Here is an 18039-nt window from a genome sequence, read left to right as displayed (position 1 = left end):
GTGGAAAATGCCGTGAGATACGTCGAACGCTTCGCGGCGCGCGTGCGTACAACGGCACATGACGGACCAGAAGGTCGCTCCACTCGGTGATCACAAGGTCATCCACCGTCCCGGCGGTGGCGAGACGACGGCGGGCGCCCGGCACGCCCGGAACCGGACGGGCGGCCCGGCGGCCGGTCCGGCGGCCGGTCCGGACCGGCGGGCGCCCGCCCCCGCCGCAGAGCCCGCCGCCCCCGCACCGGCCGTCAGGGCGGCGCCCGACACGCTCCCCGACCTGGACATCGCGCGGATCGGCGACCCCGTCGCCGTCTGGCCGTGCGCCAGCTGCGGGCGGCCCGTGCCGCAGCCCGTCAGCGGCGCCCGCACCCTCCGGTACTGCGCCGACAACGACGGCGCGTGCGGCCGGGAGGCGCGGCACCGGCGCGAGCGCGGCAAGGAGACCCCCGGGCTCACCGGGCAGGTGGCCTGGGCCTGGGAGATGGTGGAGCGGCTGGAGTCGGCCGCCGACCGGCTGGCCGGCTCGCTGGCCTCCGAGCTGAGCGTCGCGGGCGTCGAGCGCCGGGTGGCGGCCGCCCAGGCCGAGGCCGCCTCGCACGTGGCCGTGGCCCAGGAGGAGCGCGACGCCTCCCAGCGCCAGGCCGAGCACGCCTGGCGGGAGGCGGCCTCGGCCCGTGCCCGCGCCGAGGCCGCCGACCGGGACGCCGCCGCCGCGCGCGAGCGCGCCGAGCAGGCCGCCGCCGACCGGGACGCGGCCCGCGCGGAGGCCGCCCAGGCCAAGGAGACCGCCGACCAGGCCATCGCGAGCCGGATGGCCGCCGAGCGGGAACGCGACCACGTCGTCGGGCGCGAGGGCGAGCTGCTCGCCGCCCTGGAGGCCGCCCGCTCCGAACTGGTCACGCTGCACGCCCGGCTGTCGGAGTCCGAGACGATCGTGGAGGGCCACCGGATCGAGGCCGCCGCGACCCGCCGCGCCACCGACGACCTGCGCGCCGCCGTCCGGGAGGCCGAGACCAAGCGCGGCCAGGCGGTCGCCGACCGCGACCAGATCCAGGCCCGGATGCACGAGTTCGAGCAGGCCAACTGGCAGCTCACCCAGACCGCCGAGGAACTGCGCGCCGCCGTGTCCGCCCTCACCGGCGAGCGGGACGCCGCCCGCGCCGAGGCCGAGCGCGCCCGCCGGCGCGTCGACGCGCTCACCCAGATGGCCGCCCCCCGCCAGGGCGCCCGCCGGCCGGTCGAGCAGGAGCCGCCGACCGGGCTGCATCCGCTGAACGGCGTGCAGCTGCCGGCGACCGGCCGACCGGGCGCCCCCTGAGGAAGCGAGGACGAGACGGCGAGGAGGTGGTCGCCTTCCACCACACCACTGGCCCTACCGGCCGCCGTGCCGCACCGGGGTGGCGCGGCGGCCGGTGCCCGCCAGGTACTCGGAGTAGTCGAGCGCCCCGGCGTGGACGGCCGCGTGGACGGCCCGCGCGATCCGCGCGCCCCACACCGAACGCGGCCCCGCGAACGGCTCGGTGCCCTCCGCGTTCCCGATGCCCCCGCCGTGCCCGTTCCCGGCGGGGATCGGCGCGGCGACGCAGACCGCGTCCGAGGCGGTGCCCGTGCACGGGTAGCCCGCCTCCAGGAGCGCCTGCGTCTTGGCCTCGGTCACCGTCATGACCGCGTTCACCAGCGCCGCGTCCGACAGCGGCGCCGGCACCTCCACCACGATGTTGATCGTTCCCGGCCGCCGGCCGTCCGCGGTCACCGGCGCCAGCTCCGGGTCCGCCGCGCCCGCCGGGGCGGCCGCCCAGGTCGGGACGCGCAGCCCGACCGTCGCCGCGGCCGTCACCCCCTCGTCCCGGCGGCGCATCGTCCGGTCCACCGAGGCGGCGGTCAGCAGCCCGACACCGGGACCGCGCAGCCCGCACGCGGCGGCCAGCTCCGCGATGTGCGCGGCCGGGTCCGTGCGCGCGTAGTCGCTCGCGACCTGGGCGTTCAGGACCCAGTTCCGCGGCCCGATCCCGCCGCCCGCCATCCCCGAGGAGATCATCCGCAGCCCCGGGCCGGGCCGCCACACCGTCGCGCAGAAGCGCGCGCCGTCCTCCTCGCGCCACACCAGATCGAGTCTCACGGCCGCTCCAGGGAGAGGATCGGGCGGCCGCCCGCGCCCGGCGTGACCCGCACGCGCGCGTCGAAGTGCGCCGCGACCGCGTCCCGGGTGAGCACCCCGGCGGGCGGCCCGGCGGCGGCGACCCGGCCGCCCGACAGCAGCACCAGGTCGTCGGCGTACTGCCCGGCCAGCGTCAGATCGTGGATCGTGGTCACCACGGTCAGCCCGTCGGCCAGCCGCAGCCGGTCGATCAGCTCCATGACCTGCTGCTGGTGGCCGATGTCGAGCGCGGTCGTGGGCTCGTCCAGCAGCAGCACCGACGTCTGCTGCGCCAGCGCGCGGGCCAGCACCACCCGCTGCCGCTCGCCGCCCGACAGCCGGTCCAGCGTGCGGCCCGCCAGCCCGGCCAGGTCCAGCCGCTCCAGCACCTCGGCGGCGACGGCGCGGTCCCGCGCGCTCTCCCGCCCCAGGTGCGGGATGTACGGGGAGCGGCCGAGCAGCGTGTAGTCGAGGACGGCCATCCCGGCGGGCAGGTTCGGGTTCTGCGGCGCGTACGCCACCAGCCGGGCCCGCTCCCGCGGCTTCAGCGCGCGCGGGTCGGCGCCCGCGATGGAGATCTCGCCCGCGGCGCCGCGCAGCCCGAGGACCGCCCGCAGCAGCGTCGACTTGCCCGCGCCGTTCGGGCCGATCACGGCCGTCCAGGAGCCCGCCGGCACCTCCAGGGACACGCCGTGCAGGACCGGCCGGCCGTCCAGCGCGACGTCCAGATCGCGCACCGTGATCGTCATGCGTCCACCTGCCTGCGGGTCGCGCGCAGCACCAGCACGAAGAACGGCCCGCCGACGAACGCGGTCACCACGCCCAGCGGCAGCTCCCCGGGCGCGACCACGCTGCGCGCGACCAGGTCCGCCAGCCCCAGGAACGCCCCGCCGCCCAGCAGCGACAGCGGCAGCACCACCCGGTACGACGACCCGGCCAGCCGCCGCACCACGTGCGGCACGACGATGCCGACGAACCCGATCAGCCCGCTGACCGCCACCGCGCAGGCCGTCGCCAGCGACGCGGCGACCAGCACCACCAGCCGGACCCGGGCCGCCGACAGCCCCAGCGCGGACGCCTCCTCGTCGCCCACGCCCAGCACGTCCAGCAGCCGGCCGTGCAGCAGCAGGACCACGGTGGAGACCAGCGCGTACGGGGCGACCATGGCCAGCTGGCGCCAGTCGGCCGAGCCGACCCCGCCCAGGATCCACGAGTAGATCCGCTGCAGCTCCTCCGCCTTGGCCTGCTGGAGGAACGTCTGCACCGCGGACAGGAAGCTGGACACCGCCACGCCCGCCAGCACCAGCGTCGCCGCGCCCGAGCCGCCGCCGCGTCCGGCCATGTTGCCCAGCGCGTACGCCAGGAACACCCCGCCGATCGCGCCCGCGAACGCCGCCAGCGGCACGCTGTACGCGGGGTCGCCCGGCGTCACCACGATGATCAGGGTGGCGCCGACCCCCGCCCCCGCGGCGGCGCCCAGCAGGTACGGGTCGGCCAGCGGGTTGCGGAACACGCCCTGGTAGCCCGCGCCGGCCATCGCCAGCAGGCCGCCGACCAGCGCGCTCATCAGCACCCGGGGCAGCCGCAGCTCGAACAGCACGTTCCGCTCGACCACGCTGAGCCCGGAGTCGACCGACACGAACGGCAGCCGGTCCAGCAGCGCCTTGAGCACCCCGCCGAGCGGCAGCCCGGCCGCGCCGACGAGCAGCCCGGCCACGAGCGTGGCGGCCAGCAGCGCCACCGCCACCGCCAGCGGCACGGGCCGCAGCCGCGCGGGCGCCGGGACCGCCGGGGCCCCGGGCGCCCCCGCGAACGGCTTGCTCACTGAGCCGCCGGGGCCTTCCGCACCGCGTCGCCGATGGCCTTGACGAAGTCGGGCAGGCGCGGCCCCCAGCGGGAGGCGATGTCGTCGTCCAGCTCGACCACGCCGTTCTTCCGCACCGCCGTGAGGTCCTGCCAGCCGGGCCGCTTGCCGACCGTCGACGCGTTCTGCCCGCAGCACTTCGTGTCACCGAGGAAGATCAGCGCCGGGTCGCTCCTGACGAGGTACTCGCGCGACAGCTGCGGGTAGCCGCCGGCGGCCTTCTCGGCCTTGTCGGCGATGTTCTCGAGGCCGAACATCCCGTACACCTGCCCGATGAACGTCTTGGACGTCACCGTGTGCAGCTGGTCGTCCAGCTCGTGGTAGTAGGTCAGGCCCTTGCCCTTGGACGACGCCGCGACGGTCTGCTGGATCTTCGCGCGCATGTCGTCGGTGAGCTTCTTCGCCTGGTCCGCGCGGCCGGTGGCGGTGCCCAGGTCCATGATCTCGTCGTACGCGTCGTCCAGCTTGGCGGCCGAGGGCTCCAGCAGCACCGGGACCTTGACCTTCTCCAGCGCCTTGACGATGCCGTCCATGTCGTCGGACAGCACGACCAGGTCGGGCTTGTGGGCGATGATCGCCTCGGCGTTCGGCTTGAACCCCGACAGCTTGGTCTTCGGCGCGTTCGCCGGGTGGTTGGAGTACTCGTCGACCGCCACCACCTGCGGGCCGGCGCCGATGGCGAACAGCGTCTCGGTGTGGGTGGGGGAGAGGGACACGATCCGCTTCGGCACGGCCGGGATCGTGACGGCGCCGTTGGCGGCCTGGACGGTGACCGCGCCGCCCGCCGCCGCCGGCTTCTCGTCGCCGGAGCCGCAGCCGGCCGCCAGCGTCAGGACACCGGCGATCAGGGCCGCGCCGAGGGCACGTACGGGTCTCAAGGGAGCCTCCATGGCTACGGGAGGGCAGGCCCGCCGCACCGGAGTGACGGCCCGCCCTTCCACGAGGTCGGGGAACGTCGCGCGGGCGGAGGCGACCTGGCTCGGCCCGGGACGGGCATCACAGTTGCGGGACAGCGCCGGGATCACACCGGACTTCGCTCCAGAGCGCGCGTGAACTGCACGTTATCAGGCGGCCTGAGCGGTTCAGCCCTCGCGTACGGGGTCGGCCGCCGCCCGGTCCCGGCCCTCCATGAGGAAGTCGAGGATCGCCGTCGCGCCCGGCAGCTCCCCCAGCGGCCGGGCCGCGCCGAACGGGGCGTTCCAGAACGACCCGGCGCGCGGCTTCCACGGCGCGGCGTACGCGTACGGCTCGCCGAGGTAGGAGTCGCCCGGCGAGACGCCGTAGTTGACCTCGCCGACCGCGATGCCGACGTCGAAGTGCTCGGGCCACAGGACGGGCGTCACCTCCGGCGCGAGCCGCCGCAGCGCCTCGTCGCCGCGCGCGAAGGCGGTGTGCACCACTCCGGCCGCGCCGGCGTCGACCCCGATGAGGTCGTCGAGCCCGGCACCGCTGCCGTCGCGGTAGAGGTCGCGGGGGCCGCCCGGGTCCGCGACGTCGGCCGCGGCGGCCAGCTCCCGGAACGTGGTGCCGTTCATCGGGATCACCCGGTCGCCGGCGACCAGCTCGGTGCCCGCGACGCGCAGCCGCGGCGCGGCGGTCGTCGCGAAGCCGTCCGGGGTGACCGCCAGCCGGATCGTGCCGCTCTCGCGGTGCTGCGGCCCGGCCAGGAGCAGCTCGGCGACACCGTGCAGCGCGCGGCGGGTGGTGGTCGATTCGTCCATGGGGCCACGCTATCCGGGCCGCCACCGGGGCGCGAGGGCCGCCGGGCGGGGGCGGCGGCGGCCGGGCGCCACCGTCCGGTGTCACGTCCGTTTCGTCCGGCTTTCCTGGTATCGGGAATGATGTGAGGGTGCGCGAACCCGATCCGCTGACCCTGTTCACCCGGGACGGCGTCCGCATCGACGCCGGCCACAGCCCCGGCGACCGCGGGCTGTGCTTCGTGGTGGCGCACGGGTTCACCTGCTCGTGGCGGCAGCCCGTGCTGCGCCGGATCTCCGCCGCGCTCAACGCCCACGGCGGCGTGATCGGCCTCGACCTGCGCGGCCACGGCCGCTCCGGCGGCCGCTCCACCGTCGGCGACCGCGAGGTGCTCGACGTCGACGCCGCGGTGGCGGCCGCCCGGCGGCGCGGGTACGGGCGCGTCGCGGCCGTCGGGTTCTCCATGGGCGGCGCCGTCGCGGTACGGCACGCGGCCCTGTGCGGCGGCGTCGACGCCGTGGTCTCGGTCAGCGCCCCCGCCCGCTGGTACTACCGCGGCACGGTGCCGATGCGCCGCGTCCACTGGGTCATCGAGCGCCGGATGGGCCGCCTGGCCGTACGGCTGGCGCGCGGCACCCGGGTGGCCCCCGGCGGCTGGAACCCCGAGCCCGCGGCCCCGCACGAGGTCGCGTCCCGCATCGCCCCCGCCCCGCTGCTGGTCGTCCACGGGGACGCCGACCCGTTCCTGCCGCTGGAGCACGCCCGCCAGCTGTACGGCGCGGCGCGCGAGCCGCGGGAGCTGTGGATCGAGCCGGGGTTCGGGCACGCCGAGGTGGCCGCCACCCACGACCTCATCAAGCGCATCGGCGAGTGGGCCGTGACGGCGCCCTAGGCGCCCGCGGCCGTTTGTCCACAGTTCCCGCGACCCCTCCCGCGCGCCCGCCGGCGGCCGTCACGCTCGTGGGATGACCACCCGACTCAGCTGGAGCCACGCCGGGACGGCCGTCACCGCCGGCGCCGAGGACTCCCCGCCCGCCCGCGCCGCCCTGATCGCCCGCCTCGCCCCCGCCGGCGTCGTGGCCGGCCGCGCCGCCGCCTGGATCTGGGGCCTGGACGTCCTGCCGCCCGGCCGGAACGCCTCCGAGTGGGAGGTCGACCTGGCCCGCAGCCCGCCCGCGGCGCACGTCACCGAGGAGGCCGGCGTCCGCGTGACGACCCCGGCCCGCACCGCCCTCGACTGCGCCCGCCGGCTCCCGCGCGGCGAGGCCGTCGCCGCCCTCGACCAGTTCCTGCGCGCCGGCGTCTCCCTGGACGCCCTCCGCCTCATGGCCCGCGACCTCCCCGACTGCCGCGCCTCGGCGCGCCTCCGGGACGCCTTCCGCCTCGCCGACCCGGGCGCCGCGTCCCCCGGCGAGACCCGCACCCGGCTGCTGGTCGTGAGCGCCGGCTTCCCCCGTCCCCGCACCCAGGTCCGGGTCCCCGGCCCGCGCGGCGAGCCGCTCGCCGTCGACCTCGGCTACGAGGAGTTCCGCGTCGGCCTGGAGTACGACGGCGAGGAGCACCACACCGGCCCTGCGGCCCGCGCCCGCGACACCGCCCGCCGCCGCTGGCTCGCCCGCGAGCACGGCTGGGAGGTCATCCCCGTGACCCGTGACGTCCTGCCCGCCCCCGGCCCGTACCTGGAGGCCCTCCTGACCTCGCTCCTGCATCGCGGCTGGAGCCCGGACGAGCGGACGCTGCACCGGGTCACGACCCATCTGGCCCACCTCCGCCGCCGAGGCCGCCGATGTTTATGATCTACAATGTAAAGGCGTGCGGCCGCGCGCCCCCATGCTCCCCCTGACCGCGTTCGCCTATGCCCGTGTTCGCCGCATCGCCCGTTCTGTCAGAGGGGGGACTCTAGGCTGGCCACCCATGGACGCGATGTCGGACGACCCCCTGCTGGGGCTGGTGTGCGCGATCATCGAGCACCACGGGTACGTGGCCCGGGTGGTCGACGAGGACCAGGTGGAGCTGCGCCGCCCGGACCAGGACGCGCCGGGCCTGATCTATCTCACCAACCTGCGGCAGTGGGCGGCGCGGGAACCGCGCGACCAGTGGCCGGCGATCGCGGCCGACTTCGTGGGCTCGGTGATCGCCACGGCGGCGGACGACGGTGACGACGCGCTCGACTTCGAGGACCTCGCGCTGGTCCGGCCGCTGCTGCGGACCCGGCTGTACGGCGACGACTTCGGTACGGGCGTCAAGGCCGGGACCGAGCCCGTCCGGCGGCAGGTGGCGCCGGGGCTGGCGGAGGTGCTGGTGGTCGACAAGCCGACCGCGATGATGATCGTGAACGCCGACCTGCGGGAGAAGTGGGGGACGGAGGCCGGCGAGCTGTTCGCCGCCGCCGAGGAGAACGTCCGGCGGGACGGGCCGCTGGAGCTGGCGGCCGGCGACTACGAGGGCGTGCGGCTCTTCTCGCTCGGCGGCGACTACGCCTACGCGACCGCACACGCGCTGTGGGTGGACGACTATCCGGTGACCGGTCCGCACGGGGCGCTGGTCGTGGTGCCCGCGCAGGGGATGGTGCACGCCGTGCCCGTCCACGGCGGGGAGGTGGCCGCCGCGATGAACCTGCTGGTCCGGGTCGGGTGGGGCGGTTTCCAGGAGGGCCCCCGCTCGATCACGCCCAACGTCTACTGGTGGCGGGACGGTGCGCTGCGGCTGGCGGGCGCGGTCGAGGCGCGGGAGGACACGCTGGCGGTCTCGATCAGCGCGGAGTTCCAGGAGCTGCTGGAGGAGCTGGTTCAGGGGTGACCCGGTGGCGCAGCGTGCGCCAGGTGAGCAGGCCGATCGGGACCGGCGCCCAGAAGGTGACGGCGCGGAACAGGAGCACGGCCTGGAGCGCGGTGCCGGCGGTGATGCCGACGGCGGCGAGCGCGGCGACCAGCGCGGCCTCGGTGGAGCCGACGCCGCCGGGCGCGGGCAGCGCGGCGCCCGCGGCGGCGCCGACGAGGTAGGCGGCCAGCAGCGGCAGCACGTCGCCGGTCGTGGCGGCGCCGGGTACGGCGAGCACGCTGAGCGCGAGGGCCAGCCCGAGGACGAGCGTGGTCGCGGCGGACGCGGTGAGCGTGACCGCGAGGTCGCCGGGGCGGCGGCACAGGTCGGTCATGCCGGTGAGCACCCGCCCGGCGGCGGGGGAGCGCAGCGCGCGGCGGATCAGCAGGACGGCGGCGGGGAGGAGGAGCGCGGCGCCGATCAGGGCCGGGGCGGGCGGCAGGAGCGCGACGGCGCGCGCGGCGTGGTCGCCGACGGTCTCCAGCATGCGCGAGTCCTGGGCGATGAGGAGCACGATCGCGAGCAGGATGAGGTCGGCGGGGGCGCCGGCGACCTGGAGCGCGGCGACGGCGACGGCGGCCTTGCGGAGGGGCATGCCGCGGCAGACGAGGTAGCGGGTGTTGACGGCCACGGCGCCGAGGCCGCTGGGCGTGACGCGGTTGGCGGCGGCCGCGGTGAACTGGGTCAGCGTCGTCTCGTACAGCGGCAGCCGGAGTCCGGCGGCGCCGCGCAGCGCGATCGCGGCGAGGACGTAGTGCAGGACCGACAGGACGGCGAGGGCGGGGAGGAACTCCCATCGCACGTCCTGGAACGCGGTGGCGGCGGAGCGGAGCGGCGCGTCCCCGTACAGCGCGAGCAGGGCGGCCGCGGCGGCGACCGGCAGGGCCGCGAGGAGCGCCCACCGTGCCGGACGCCGTCGCATGGGTCGCCCTCGCATGGGCCGCCACCGCACCGGCCGTCCTCGCGCGGGCGCCGCGGCGCCGGCTTGGGGACCCCGCGTCGCCGGGGTCTCTGGACTGCGTGCCGCGGCGTCACCGCCGGGGGCCGTGGGCCCGGCGGGCGCCGCGCGTTCGGCGCCGGCGGCGATCGTCTCCACACCTTTGTTGTCGGCTACTCGGCTGAAGGGTATGCGACCGGGCGGTTGATGGCGGGGTAATGCGCGCGGGCGAACGGTGCGGTCAGGCGGCGGGCCGGTAGCGCTGGTCGCGGGTGTGGGAGCCGATGTAGCGCAGGGTGCTGCGCAGGGTCCAGTGGTTGAGGCGGGTGGGGACCATCCGGTAGCCCTGCCGGTTGGCCAGGGCGAGGGCGGCGAACCGGACCTGGTCGGCGGCGCTGAACGGGATGCCGAAGCGGTCGCGGACGATCGGGGGCAGGCAGCCGAAGGTGATGAGGCGCAGGGGGCGTTCGGCGACCAGGCGGCCGGCGCGTTCGATGCGGGCGCCGCCGACGGGCATGAGGGAGACGGTGTCGGAGCCGTGCCTGGCGATCTCCAGGGCGCGGGCGGCGGCGGGGGTGAGTTCGAGGGTGCGGGCGCAGACGTGCCAGAACTTGGACTGGAACGCGGCGTAGTCCGGCGGTACGGGGCGCATGCTGACGCCGTAGCGGGAGTACCAGGTGACGGTCTCGGCGTACATGCGCTCGCGGTCCTCGGCGGTGAGGGCGCGGGGGTGGAAGACCTCGGCGGCCTTGAAGATCTCCCAGGTGAACGTGGCGTGGGCCCACCAGTAGGTCTCGGGTTCGAGGGCGTGGTAGCGGCGGCGGTGCTCGTCGGTGCCGGCGATGGTGCGGTGCAGGTCGCGGATCTCGTGGCCGCGGCGGTCGGCGTCGTCGGCGAGGATGGTGGCCCAGATCTGGGGGACCGAGCGGTAGATGCGGTCGAACGGGGCGTCGAAGAAGGCCGAGTGCTCGGCGACGCCGGCGCCGATGCCGGGGTGCATGAGCTGCATCAGCCCGGCGGCGGCGCCGGGGAGCAGGGAGCGCAGGTCGCCGGCGTACGTCCAGAGCAGGGATCCGGGGCCGAGGGGGGCGCGCGTGGGGGTGGGCATCGCGTCGGGTCCTCCGGTGGTGGGCGCTTCTCGCGCCATGATGAGACAAGACGCAGGTTTTGTCTAATGTCTACCCACCGTGCCGGGTGCGGACGCGCCCCCGCGGGAACGCGGCTGCGCCTGCGGCGTGCCCGCCGTGGCGGGCACGCCGGGGACGGTCAGGACGCGGGCTTGTAGACGGCGACGGCGCAGGCGCTGCCGAGGCCGATGTTGTGCTGGAGGGCGACGCGGGCGTTCTCGACCTGGCGCTTGCCGGCCTGGCCGCGCAGCTGCCAGGTGAGCTCGGCGCACTGGGCGATGCCGGTGGCGCCGAGGGGGTGGCCCTTGGAGATGAGGCCGCCGGAGGGGTTGACGACCCACTTGCCGCCGTAGGTGGTGGCCTCGTCGTCGATGAGCTTGTGGCCCTCGCCGACGGCGGCCATGCCGAGCGCCTCGTAGGTGACGAGCTCGTTGGCGCTGAAGCAGTCGTGCAGCTCGATGACGTCGACGTCGTCGATGCCGATCTGGGCCTCGTCCATGGCCTTCTCGGCGGCGCGCTGCGAGCAGCCGAAGCCGACGACCTGGATGGAGGAGTTGTCGGCGAAGCTGTCGGGGGTGTCGGTGGCGATGTACTGCCCGGCGATCTCGACGGCCTGGTCCCACAGGTCGTGCTCGTCCAGGAACCGCTCGCTGACCACGATCGCGGCGGCGGCGCCGTCGGAGGTCGGCGAGCACTGGAGCTTGGTCAGCGGGTCGAAGATCATCGTGGCGTTCTTGACGTCGTCGAGCGAGTACTCGGTCTGGAACTGCGCGTACGGGTTGTTCACCGAGTGCTTGTGGTTCTTGTAGCCGATCCAGGCGAAGTGGTCGGGCGTGGAGCCGTACTTCTCCATGTGCTCACGGCCGGCGTTGCCGAACATCTGCGGCATCGGCGCCTTGTCGAGCTCCCACTCGCGGCCGGCGGTCATCGACCTGAGGTGGTGGTCGATGATGGTGACCTTGGAGTCCATGCCCGCGCCGAGCGAGCCCTTCTTCATCTTCTCCATGCCGAGCGCGAGGGCGCAGTCGGCGAGCCCGCCGCGGACGGCCTGGCGGGCCATGAACAGCGCGCTGGAGCCGGTGGCGCAGGCGTTGGCGACGGTCATCACCGGGATGCCGGTCATGCCGGTCTCGTAGAGGGCGCGCTGGCCCATCGACCCGTACATCGAGCCGGCGTACGCCTGCTCGACCTTGTCGTAGGCGACCCCCGCGTCCTCCAGGGCCTTGCCGACGGCCTCCTTGGCCATGTCGGGGTACTCCCAGTCGCGCGAGCCCGGCTTCTCGAACTTGGTCATGCCCACGCCGACGACGAACGTGCGGTTGGCCATCAGGCCCGCCTCCTCTTACCGAATGCTGTTCGGGTCACGATAACTCCGGGGGCGTCCCCGGCGCTCGCACGATCCCGATCCCCGGGATCCCGGAGGGCGGCGGGCCGGCCGGTTCAGGCGGACATCTCCTCGGCCAGCGCCTTGGCGAACGCCGCGACGTCGTCCTCGGTGGTGTCGAACGCGCACATCCAGCGGACCTCGCCGGTGCGCTCGTCCCAGGTCGAGAACGCGTACCGCCGGCGCAGCCGCTCGGCGACCGCCGGCGGGATCACGGCGAACACCGCGTTCGCCTGCACCGGCTGGGTGATCCGCACGCCCGGCACCGCCCGCACGGCGGCGGCCAGGTGCTGGGCCATCGCGTTGGCGTGCGCGGCGTTGCGCAGCCACAGGTCGCCGTCCAGCAGCGCCACCAGCTGCGCGGACACGAAGCGCATCTTGGACGCCAGCTGCATGCCCATCTTGCGCAGGAACTCGATGCCGCGCACGGCGTCCGGGTTCAGCACGACGATCGCCTCGCCGGCCATCGCGCCGTTCTTGGTGCCGCCGTACGACAGCACGTCCACGCCCGCGTCGGAGGTGAACGCGCGCGGCGGCACGTCCAGCGCGGCGGCGGCGTTGGAGAGGCGGGCGCCGTCCATGTGCAGGAGCATGCCGCGCTCGCGGGCGAACTCCGCGAGCGCCGCGACCTCGGCGGGCGTGTAGACGGTGCCCATCTCGGTGCTCTGGGTGATGGACACGATCTTCGGCTGGGCGTGGTGCGGGTCGCCCCAGCCCCAGGCGTACGGGGCGATCAGCTCGGGCGTCAGCTTGCCGTCCGGCGTCGCCACGGGGAGCAGCTTGAGCCCGGCGACCTTCTCGGCGGCGCCGCACTCGTCCACGTGGATGTGCGAGTTCTCGCCGCAGATCACCGAGCTCCACGGGTCGGCCATCGCCTGGAGGCCGACGACGTTGGCGCCGGTGCCGTTGAACACCGGGTACGTCTCGGCGCGCTCGCCGAAGTGGCGGCGCATCACCGCGCGCAGCCGGGCGGTGTCGCGGTCGTCGCCGTACGCGGGCTGGTGCCCGCCGTTGGCGGCGGTGATCGCGGCCAGCACCTCGGGATGGATCCCGGCGTGGTTGTCGCTGGCGAAGCCGCGCATGGCGGCGGTGTCGGTGGCGGGGTCAGGCGGAGAGGTCAACGCGCGTTCCGTTCAGTTCGGCGGCGGGCCGGTCCCACAGGCCCGCGATGGCCCGGCCCAGGGCGTCCACGTGGGTGAAGCCCTCGAACTTCGCGTCGGGCTTCTCGGCGCGCATCCGGTCGTCCAGCAGGGCCTTGACGACCAGGACGACGGCCGCGGCGCCGGTGCCGGCGAAGGAGTCGGCGAGCGCGAGCGTCCATGCCTCCGACGCGGCCTTGGCGGCGCCGTAGGCGGCCACGCCCTGGCCGGGGGCGCGCGCCGCGTGCTGCGACACGATCGCCATGCGCCCGCCGCCCGGCGCGGACCGCAGGTGCTCGTGGAAGGCGAGCGTGGTGTGCTGCAGGGTGCGGATCAGCATGTCGTGCAGGAACGCCCAGTCGGCCAGGTCGGTGTCGCCGAACGTCGCGCCGCCGCGCCAGCCGCCGACCAGGTGGATCAGCCCGTCGACGCGGCCGTGCCCGGCGGCGATCCCGCGGGCCCACTCGGTGACGGCGGCGGCGTCCAGCAGGTCGATGACCGCGGGGGTGACGCGCTCGTCGTCCCACTCGTGCGGGGTCCGGCCGGCGGCGATGACGCGGGCGCCGCGCGCGGTCAGCGCCCGGACGACCGCCTGCCCGGCGGCGCCGCCGGCGCCGGCCACAACGACGACGCGGTCATCGCTCTGTGTACTCGAAGGCTGCATGCGCCCATTGTCGCGCAGCCGCCGGCGGCGGCGATCTCAGGAGTGGCGGGCGTCGGCCTCGCCGAGCGGCGCGGCGGGCGCCGGGGCCGGGGCCGGCAGGGGCGGGCGGGCGCCCAGCCGCGTGCGGAGCGCGTCGACGTCGTCGCCCAGCCGCGCCATGGTGGCCTGGAGGTCGCGCCACAGCGCGGCGCGCTGCTCCATGCGGGCGAGCTTGCCGCGAAGGTCGGTGACGCGGTTCTCGACCGCCTCCAGCCGGGACCGGTGGGCGGTGGTCTCCCGGCCGGCCCGCACCAGCCCGGTGGCCAGCGAGGTCAGGTCGCGCTCGGTGTCGTCCATGCGCTCGTCGATGCGCGGCAGCAGCCGGTCGTTGAGCTGGCCGACCAGCGAGTCCAGCTCGGTGCGCAGCGCGCGCAGGTCGCGGTCCTGGCCCTCGATGACCTGCTCCAGCCGGCGGATCCGCTCGTCGCAGGCGGCGATCCGGTCGCGTCCGGCCTGGCGTTCCCGATCCTCGGTGATCGCGGAGAGCAGGTCGAGCCCGTTCCGCAATCGCAGCTCCGCCTCCGCGGCGGCGCGTCGGACGAGGGCCGAGAACATGGTCATGGATGCTCCTCATGGGGCGTGAGAGATAGGACCGGGGCTCCTTAAAACTGTAGGCGAACAGGAGGAGAACAGTGCGTGTCGCGGGGGTGTTCTTTGCATGAATCGCGCCGCTGTCACCTGGTCACACGCCGTGTCGCGCGGCACGGCCGGGCGGCGCGCGGGGCGGCCGGTGCGCTCCGGGGCGGCCGTCAGGCGGAGGCGGCGCCCGCGCCGGTGAGGTGCGCGCAGTCGTTGTAGGTGACGGCGGCCAGCCGGCCGCCGTCCTGCCGCCAGCGGGACACCGAGCAGTTGGCGATCGGGGTCTTCTCGATCTCCAGGACCTCCCGCTCGGAGAGGTCCTCCACCAGGTACCGGGTCACCACCACGATCGCGTCATGGGCGGCGATCAGCACCCGCTCGCCCGCCGCGTCCTGCTGCAGGTCCCGGTACAGGGTGCGCAGCCGCAGCGCCAGGTCGCACCAGGACTCCCCGCCGGGCGGGCGGTAGTAGAACTTGCCGAGGCGGCGCGCCCGGTCGGCCTCCTCGGGGTGGCGGCGGCGGACGCCGGTCGGCGTCAGCCCCTCCAGGATGCCCTGCTCGCGGTCGCGCAGCCGCTCGTCCACCCGGATCTCGGCCTCGAATGGCGCCTGCTCCAGCGCGATCCGGGCGGTGTCGACGGCGCGGACGTACGGGGAGGCCAGCACCAGGGTCGGGCGCTCGTCCGCGGGCAGCGCGGCCAGCCACCGGCCCAGCGCCGCGGCCTGCGCGCGGCCCGTCGCGGTGAGGGCGATGTCGGCGTCGCGCTCGGTGATGCCGCTCTCTTCGGCGGCGGTGCCCTGCACCGATTGGTAGGCCACGTTGCCGGTGCTCTCACCGTGCCGGACGAGGGTCAGCGACTGGAGCGCGTTCACGCGAGCCATGATCCCATGCCGTACGGGGTGGGACGTCCAGAATGCGCGGTCCGGCGCGGAAACGGGGGCGCGCGCTAGGCGATGACCGCGAGCAGGGCCGTGACGGCGGCGGTGAGCTCCGGATCGCCGCCGGCCGTCGCCCGGCGGCGGGCCTGCTCCACGGTGATGCCCCTGGTCGCCAGCCGCCAGAAGGCGTCCTGGTCGATCGAGACGTGCGCGGCGGGCTCGCCCTGCGGTTCGGCCATCCGCCATCGCCCCTCGGCCCGGATCGCACCCCACCGGCCGCCGGCCGGGCCGCGCACGGTCAGGTGGACGGTGCTGCCCTCGGGGCGGTCGTGCATGCGCAGGGCGTGCGGCAGGGCGCGGGCGAAGACGTCCAGCACCGGGGCCATGAGGTCGGGCTCGTCGGCGCCCGGGACGGAGACGGCGTCGCGCACCTGCTGCTGGTGGACCCAGAACTCGGTGTACTCGCGGCCGATGTCCAGCCACGCGGGGCTGCCGATGTCGTCGGCGGCCCAGGAGACGTTCAGGTCCGCCGGGGCGTGCAGGTCGCGCGCCGCCCACAGGGCGTCGAGCCGCGGCCCCAGGTGCTCCAGCAGCTCGATCATCAGCCGGGGGCTGAGCTGCCTGGCCGCCTGGACGAACGTCTCGTTGGTGCGCGCCAGGTAGGCGGGCAGCGTCTCGTCGTCGGCGAACACCGCGCCGCCGTGCCCGTCGCGGCTGCCCGACAGGCGACGCATGTAGTCGTTGAGCACGTGGCCGACGACGTCGTGGACGTCCCAGCCCGGGCACACCGTCGGCCTGGCCCAGTCGGCCGGGCTCAGCGCGCCGAGCAGGTCGAGCAGGGCCCGCCGTTCCCGCGGGAACAGGGGGCGGACGTCGACGGCGGGACCGAAGATCATCATGCCGTGCAACCCTAGGGGCCCGCCGCCGGGCACGCGCGGCATTTTCGCGCCGCCGGGCCAGGCCGGCCCGGCGGCGGGTCAGCGCCGCCCGCCGGCTCGCTTAAGAACTACAGCCGGTAGTACTCTGCGGAGTGCTATGACGAACGCCCTCGCCAATGTGATCATCGTGGCGTCGCTGCTGGCGGCCGCGTACAGCCTGGTCAGCTCGCTGCGCGACCGGCCGATGGACTACTGGCATCTGGGCGCGCTCGGCGTGCTGGAGGCGCTGCTGATCGCGCAGGCCGTGCTCGGCTTCGTGAAGCTGGGCGGTGACGAGGGCCCGGCCGACTCGGCCACGTTCGTCGGCTACCTGATCGGGGTGCTGCTGATCCCCGCGGCGGGCGCCGGGTGGGGGCTGCTGGAACGCTCGCGCTGGGGGCCGGGCGTGATCGTGGTGGCCAGCCTGTCGGTCGCGGTGATGATCGAGCGGATGCGGCAGATCTGGGAGGGCACCGTTGCCTGAGCCGGCCGCGTCCGAGCCCGCCGAGCCCGCCGAGCCCGCCGAGCCCGCCGAGCCCGCCGAGCCCGCCGAGCCCGCCGGGCCCGGCACGGGGAGCGGGCCGGGCCGGCTGCTGGTGGCCGTCTACGCCGTCTTCGCGCTGGCGGCCGGGGCGCGCGCCACCGTGCAGATCGCCACCCGCTTCGGCGAGGCGCCGGTCGCGTACGCGCTGTCGGCGTTCGCGGCGGCCGTGTACGTGCTGGCGACCGTGGCGCTGGCGCTGGGCGGGCGGACCTCGCGGCGGGTCGCGCTGGTCGCGCTGTCGATCGAGCTGGCCGGCGTGCTGGTCGTCGGGACGCTGAGCCTGGCCGATCCGGCGGCGTTCCCGGACGCGACGGTCTGGTCGGCGTACGGGCGCGGGTACGGCTTCATCCCGCTGGTGCTGCCGGTCGTGGGCCTGTACTGGCTGCGCCGCACGGCGCGGAACGAGGGCTGACGCGGCGGGCCGCCTCCGGCGGGGACGCCCCCTTTGGGGGTCGCGCTCTGTGTTCCGGGCATCCCCGCTGGAGGAAGCTCCCTCTCCTGTCGCGCCCTCCTCTCGCGCCCTCCTCTCAGGCGGCGGTCATCGTCCGCCCGCCGATGGGCAGCGCGTGCACGGCCGCACGCGCGATCGTCTCGACGTCGTCCTCGGAGTAGTCGGCCACCGGGTTGCGCAGGATCCACCGCACGGTCTTCAGCGGCGGCGCGAACGTGATGCCGTCGGCGCGGAACGGGGCCTTGCGCAGCTTCCCGCCGTGGACCACCAGCACCGGGACGACCTTGACCTCGATCTGCGCGCGCTCGGCGATCAGGGCCCCGGCGGTGGCGGCGGACTCGACCAGCTCGCGCACCATCGCGGACTTGGTGCGGCCGTCGACGAACAGCTGCCCGCCGTGCGCGCCGATCTCGGTCTCGGGGTGCCATGCCTCGTTGCGCAGCAGCCACAGCCCGCCCTGGCCGATCACCAGCTGGTCCAGCTCGCCGTGCCCGGGGACGACCCGCGCGTGCAGCACCCGGTGCCCGCGGCGCTCCAGGGTGTGGCGCAGCAGCCGCCCCATCCGCTCGTCGCCGCGCAGCCCGCGCCGCCACACGCTGGAGGCGTTGTAGCCGCGCCAGTGGAAGTAGGTGTCGCCGGCCGCAACGAGAAGTGCCGCCACGACTCCGAAAGCGACGTTGACGAGCGCGCTGCACGACAAAAGCGTCAGTGCGGTCAGAATGGCGCGGGTGCGGAGCCTGCTCTTCCGGCCGCGCTGCCACAGCTCCTCATAGACGGCCTGCGGGGACCCGCCGGTGAACGCGTCCCTGCCCCGGAGATAGATGGAGCTGCCGAACATCCCGACCTCCCTTGCGACAAGCTTGC

Annotated in this window: 20 protein-coding genes; 6 read left to right on the top strand and 14 right to left on the bottom strand. The window is 75.3% G+C overall.

Annotated elements, in window-relative coordinates; translation table 11 throughout:
• Nucleotides 1-58: 58 nt before the first annotated feature.
• A complete protein-coding gene (locus tag ACA361_RS09655; protein WP_375011486.1) occupies nucleotides 59-1315 on the top strand; it encodes a chromosome segregation ATPase in 1257 nt (418 codons plus the stop codon).
• Nucleotides 1316-1369: 54 nt separating this feature from the next.
• Here ACA361_RS09655 and ACA361_RS09650 read toward each other — a convergent pair whose 3' ends face one another.
• From ACA361_RS09650 to ACA361_RS09630, 5 genes are all read right to left on the bottom strand, one after another.
• Entirely contained in the window at nucleotides 1370-2116 is a 747-nt protein-coding gene (locus ACA361_RS09650) for an adenosylcobinamide amidohydrolase (protein WP_375011485.1), read from the bottom strand.
• Nucleotides 2113-2883, bottom strand: a complete 771-nt coding sequence (locus ACA361_RS09645; protein ID WP_375011484.1) for an ABC transporter ATP-binding protein — start codon at nucleotides 2881-2883, stop codon at nucleotides 2113-2115. Before ACA361_RS09645 ends, ACA361_RS09650 begins: the two co-directional genes overlap by 4 nt.
• Nucleotides 2880-3902, bottom strand: coding sequence for a FecCD family ABC transporter permease (locus ACA361_RS09640; RefSeq protein ID WP_375011999.1), 1023 nt, complete (start codon nucleotides 3900-3902; stop codon nucleotides 2880-2882). Before ACA361_RS09640 ends, ACA361_RS09645 begins: the two co-directional genes overlap by 4 nt.
• Before the next feature lie 53 nt (nucleotides 3903-3955).
• A complete protein-coding gene (locus tag ACA361_RS09635) occupies nucleotides 3956-4876 on the bottom strand; it encodes a helical backbone metal receptor (protein ID WP_375011483.1) in 921 nt (306 codons plus the stop codon).
• A 204-nt stretch (nucleotides 4877-5080) separates the two neighbouring features.
• The gene (locus ACA361_RS09630; protein WP_375011482.1) at nucleotides 5081-5719 is read right to left on the bottom strand and encodes a hypothetical protein; all 639 of its coding nucleotides are present in this window, start codon (nucleotides 5717-5719) and stop codon (nucleotides 5081-5083) included.
• Nucleotides 5720-5847: 128 nt separating this feature from the next.
• Between ACA361_RS09630 and ACA361_RS09625 the strand changes: the two genes are divergently transcribed.
• The 3 genes from ACA361_RS09625 to ACA361_RS09615 all read left to right on the top strand — a co-directional run bounded on the left by ACA361_RS09625 (nucleotide 5848) and on the right by ACA361_RS09615 (nucleotide 8495).
• A complete protein-coding gene (locus tag ACA361_RS09625) occupies nucleotides 5848-6588 on the top strand; it encodes an alpha/beta hydrolase (RefSeq protein WP_375011480.1) in 741 nt (246 codons plus the stop codon).
• A 73-nt stretch (nucleotides 6589-6661) separates the two neighbouring features.
• Nucleotides 6662-7492, top strand: a complete 831-nt coding sequence (locus ACA361_RS09620) for a type IV toxin-antitoxin system AbiEi family antitoxin (protein ID WP_375011479.1) — start codon at nucleotides 6662-6664, stop codon at nucleotides 7490-7492.
• Nucleotides 7493-7610: 118 nt separating this feature from the next.
• Complete coding sequence (locus ACA361_RS09615) at nucleotides 7611-8495, top strand: hypothetical protein (protein WP_375011478.1); 885 nt, start codon at nucleotides 7611-7613, stop codon at nucleotides 8493-8495.
• On the opposite strand, the gene ACA361_RS09610 is transcribed toward ACA361_RS09615, so the two are convergent.
• The 8 genes from ACA361_RS09610 to ACA361_RS09575 all read right to left on the bottom strand — a co-directional run bounded on the left by ACA361_RS09610 (nucleotide 8449) and on the right by ACA361_RS09575 (nucleotide 16162).
• Complete coding sequence (locus tag ACA361_RS09610; protein ID WP_375011477.1) at nucleotides 8449-9438, bottom strand: lysylphosphatidylglycerol synthase domain-containing protein; 990 nt, start codon at nucleotides 9436-9438, stop codon at nucleotides 8449-8451. The two genes, ACA361_RS09615 and ACA361_RS09610, sit on opposite strands and share 47 nt — an antisense overlap.
• A gap of 256 nt (nucleotides 9439-9694) precedes the next feature.
• Entirely contained in the window at nucleotides 9695-10561 is an 867-nt protein-coding gene (locus tag ACA361_RS09605) for an oxygenase MpaB family protein (protein WP_375011476.1), read from the bottom strand.
• Nucleotides 10562-10719: 158 nt separating this feature from the next.
• Complete coding sequence (locus ACA361_RS09600; RefSeq protein WP_375011475.1) at nucleotides 10720-11907, bottom strand: lipid-transfer protein; 1188 nt, start codon at nucleotides 11905-11907, stop codon at nucleotides 10720-10722.
• Nucleotides 11908-12020: 113 nt separating this feature from the next.
• The gene (locus ACA361_RS09595; RefSeq protein ID WP_375011998.1) at nucleotides 12021-13046 is read right to left on the bottom strand and encodes a threonine aldolase family protein; all 1026 of its coding nucleotides are present in this window, start codon (nucleotides 13044-13046) and stop codon (nucleotides 12021-12023) included.
• 22 nt (nucleotides 13047-13068) lie between these two features.
• The gene (locus ACA361_RS09590) at nucleotides 13069-13767 is read right to left on the bottom strand and encodes an SDR family NAD(P)-dependent oxidoreductase (RefSeq protein WP_375011474.1); all 699 of its coding nucleotides are present in this window, start codon (nucleotides 13765-13767) and stop codon (nucleotides 13069-13071) included.
• 36 nt (nucleotides 13768-13803) lie between these two features.
• Nucleotides 13804-14367, bottom strand: a complete 564-nt coding sequence (locus ACA361_RS09585; RefSeq protein WP_375011473.1) for a hypothetical protein — start codon at nucleotides 14365-14367, stop codon at nucleotides 13804-13806.
• A gap of 188 nt (nucleotides 14368-14555) precedes the next feature.
• Nucleotides 14556-15266: a histidine phosphatase family protein gene (locus ACA361_RS09580; RefSeq protein ID WP_375011472.1), complete on the bottom strand. Its 711-nt coding sequence runs from the start codon at nucleotides 15264-15266 to the stop codon at nucleotides 14556-14558.
• 65 nt (nucleotides 15267-15331) lie between these two features.
• Nucleotides 15332-16162: a maleylpyruvate isomerase family mycothiol-dependent enzyme gene (locus ACA361_RS09575; protein ID WP_375011471.1), complete on the bottom strand. Its 831-nt coding sequence runs from the start codon at nucleotides 16160-16162 to the stop codon at nucleotides 15332-15334.
• 136 nt (nucleotides 16163-16298) lie between these two features.
• Between ACA361_RS09575 and ACA361_RS09570 the strand changes: the two genes are divergently transcribed.
• Entirely contained in the window at nucleotides 16299-16664 is a 366-nt protein-coding gene (locus ACA361_RS09570) for a hypothetical protein (RefSeq protein WP_375011470.1), read from the top strand.
• 106 nt (nucleotides 16665-16770) lie between these two features.
• Complete coding sequence (locus ACA361_RS09565) at nucleotides 16771-17136, top strand: hypothetical protein (RefSeq protein ID WP_375011997.1); 366 nt, start codon at nucleotides 16771-16773, stop codon at nucleotides 17134-17136.
• A 115-nt stretch (nucleotides 17137-17251) separates the two neighbouring features.
• Here ACA361_RS09565 and ACA361_RS09560 read toward each other — a convergent pair whose 3' ends face one another.
• On the bottom strand, nucleotides 17252-18013 hold the full coding sequence (locus tag ACA361_RS09560; protein ID WP_375011469.1) for an NERD domain-containing protein: 762 nt from the start codon (nucleotides 18011-18013) through the stop codon (nucleotides 17252-17254).
• Nucleotides 18014-18039: the final 26 nt, after the last annotated feature.

Source organism: Actinomadura sp. 21ATH, assembly GCF_041951345.1.
In the GTDB taxonomy this organism is placed as follows: Bacteria; Actinomycetota; Actinomycetes; order Streptosporangiales; family Streptosporangiaceae; genus Spirillospora.
The sequence above is the reverse complement of the archived record's forward strand: the minus strand, read 5'-3'. Positions and strand labels throughout refer to the sequence as shown.

What these genes read in the sequence shown, in the direction of transcription:
- ACA361_RS09595 (WP_375011998.1), bottom strand. Translation starts at nt 13,046, where the DNA reads ATGCGCGGCTTCGCCAGCGACAACCACGCCGGGATCCATCCCGAGGTG.
- ACA361_RS09570 (WP_375011470.1), top strand. Translation starts at nt 16,299, where the DNA reads ATGACGAACGCCCTCGCCAATGTGATCATCGTGGCGTCGCTGCTGGCG.
- ACA361_RS09585 (WP_375011473.1), bottom strand. Translation starts at nt 14,367, where the DNA reads ATGACCATGTTCTCGGCCCTCGTCCGACGCGCCGCCGCGGAGGCGGAG.
- ACA361_RS09575 (WP_375011471.1), bottom strand. Translation starts at nt 16,162, where the DNA reads ATGATGATCTTCGGTCCCGCCGTCGACGTCCGCCCCCTGTTCCCGCGG.
- ACA361_RS09620 (WP_375011479.1), top strand. Translation starts at nt 6,662, where the DNA reads ATGACCACCCGACTCAGCTGGAGCCACGCCGGGACGGCCGTCACCGCC.
- ACA361_RS09610 (WP_375011477.1), bottom strand. Translation starts at nt 9,438, where the DNA reads ATGCGACGGCGTCCGGCACGGTGGGCGCTCCTCGCGGCCCTGCCGGTC.
- ACA361_RS09580 (WP_375011472.1), bottom strand. Translation starts at nt 15,266, where the DNA reads ATGGCTCGCGTGAACGCGCTCCAGTCGCTGACCCTCGTCCGGCACGGT.
- ACA361_RS09560 (WP_375011469.1), bottom strand. Translation starts at nt 18,013, where the DNA reads ATGTTCGGCAGCTCCATCTATCTCCGGGGCAGGGACGCGTTCACCGGC.
- ACA361_RS09590 (WP_375011474.1), bottom strand. Translation starts at nt 13,767, where the DNA reads ATGCAGCCTTCGAGTACACAGAGCGATGACCGCGTCGTCGTTGTGGCC.
- ACA361_RS09630 (WP_375011482.1), bottom strand. Translation starts at nt 5,719, where the DNA reads ATGGACGAATCGACCACCACCCGCCGCGCGCTGCACGGTGTCGCCGAG.
- ACA361_RS09655 (WP_375011486.1), top strand. Translation starts at nt 59, where the DNA reads ATGACGGACCAGAAGGTCGCTCCACTCGGTGATCACAAGGTCATCCAC.
- ACA361_RS09600 (WP_375011475.1), bottom strand. Translation starts at nt 11,907, where the DNA reads ATGGCCAACCGCACGTTCGTCGTCGGCGTGGGCATGACCAAGTTCGAG.
- ACA361_RS09615 (WP_375011478.1), top strand. Translation starts at nt 7,611, where the DNA reads ATGGACGCGATGTCGGACGACCCCCTGCTGGGGCTGGTGTGCGCGATC.
- ACA361_RS09605 (WP_375011476.1), bottom strand. Translation starts at nt 10,561, where the DNA reads ATGCCCACCCCCACGCGCGCCCCCCTCGGCCCCGGATCCCTGCTCTGG.
- ACA361_RS09645 (WP_375011484.1), bottom strand. Translation starts at nt 2,883, where the DNA reads ATGACGATCACGGTGCGCGATCTGGACGTCGCGCTGGACGGCCGGCCG.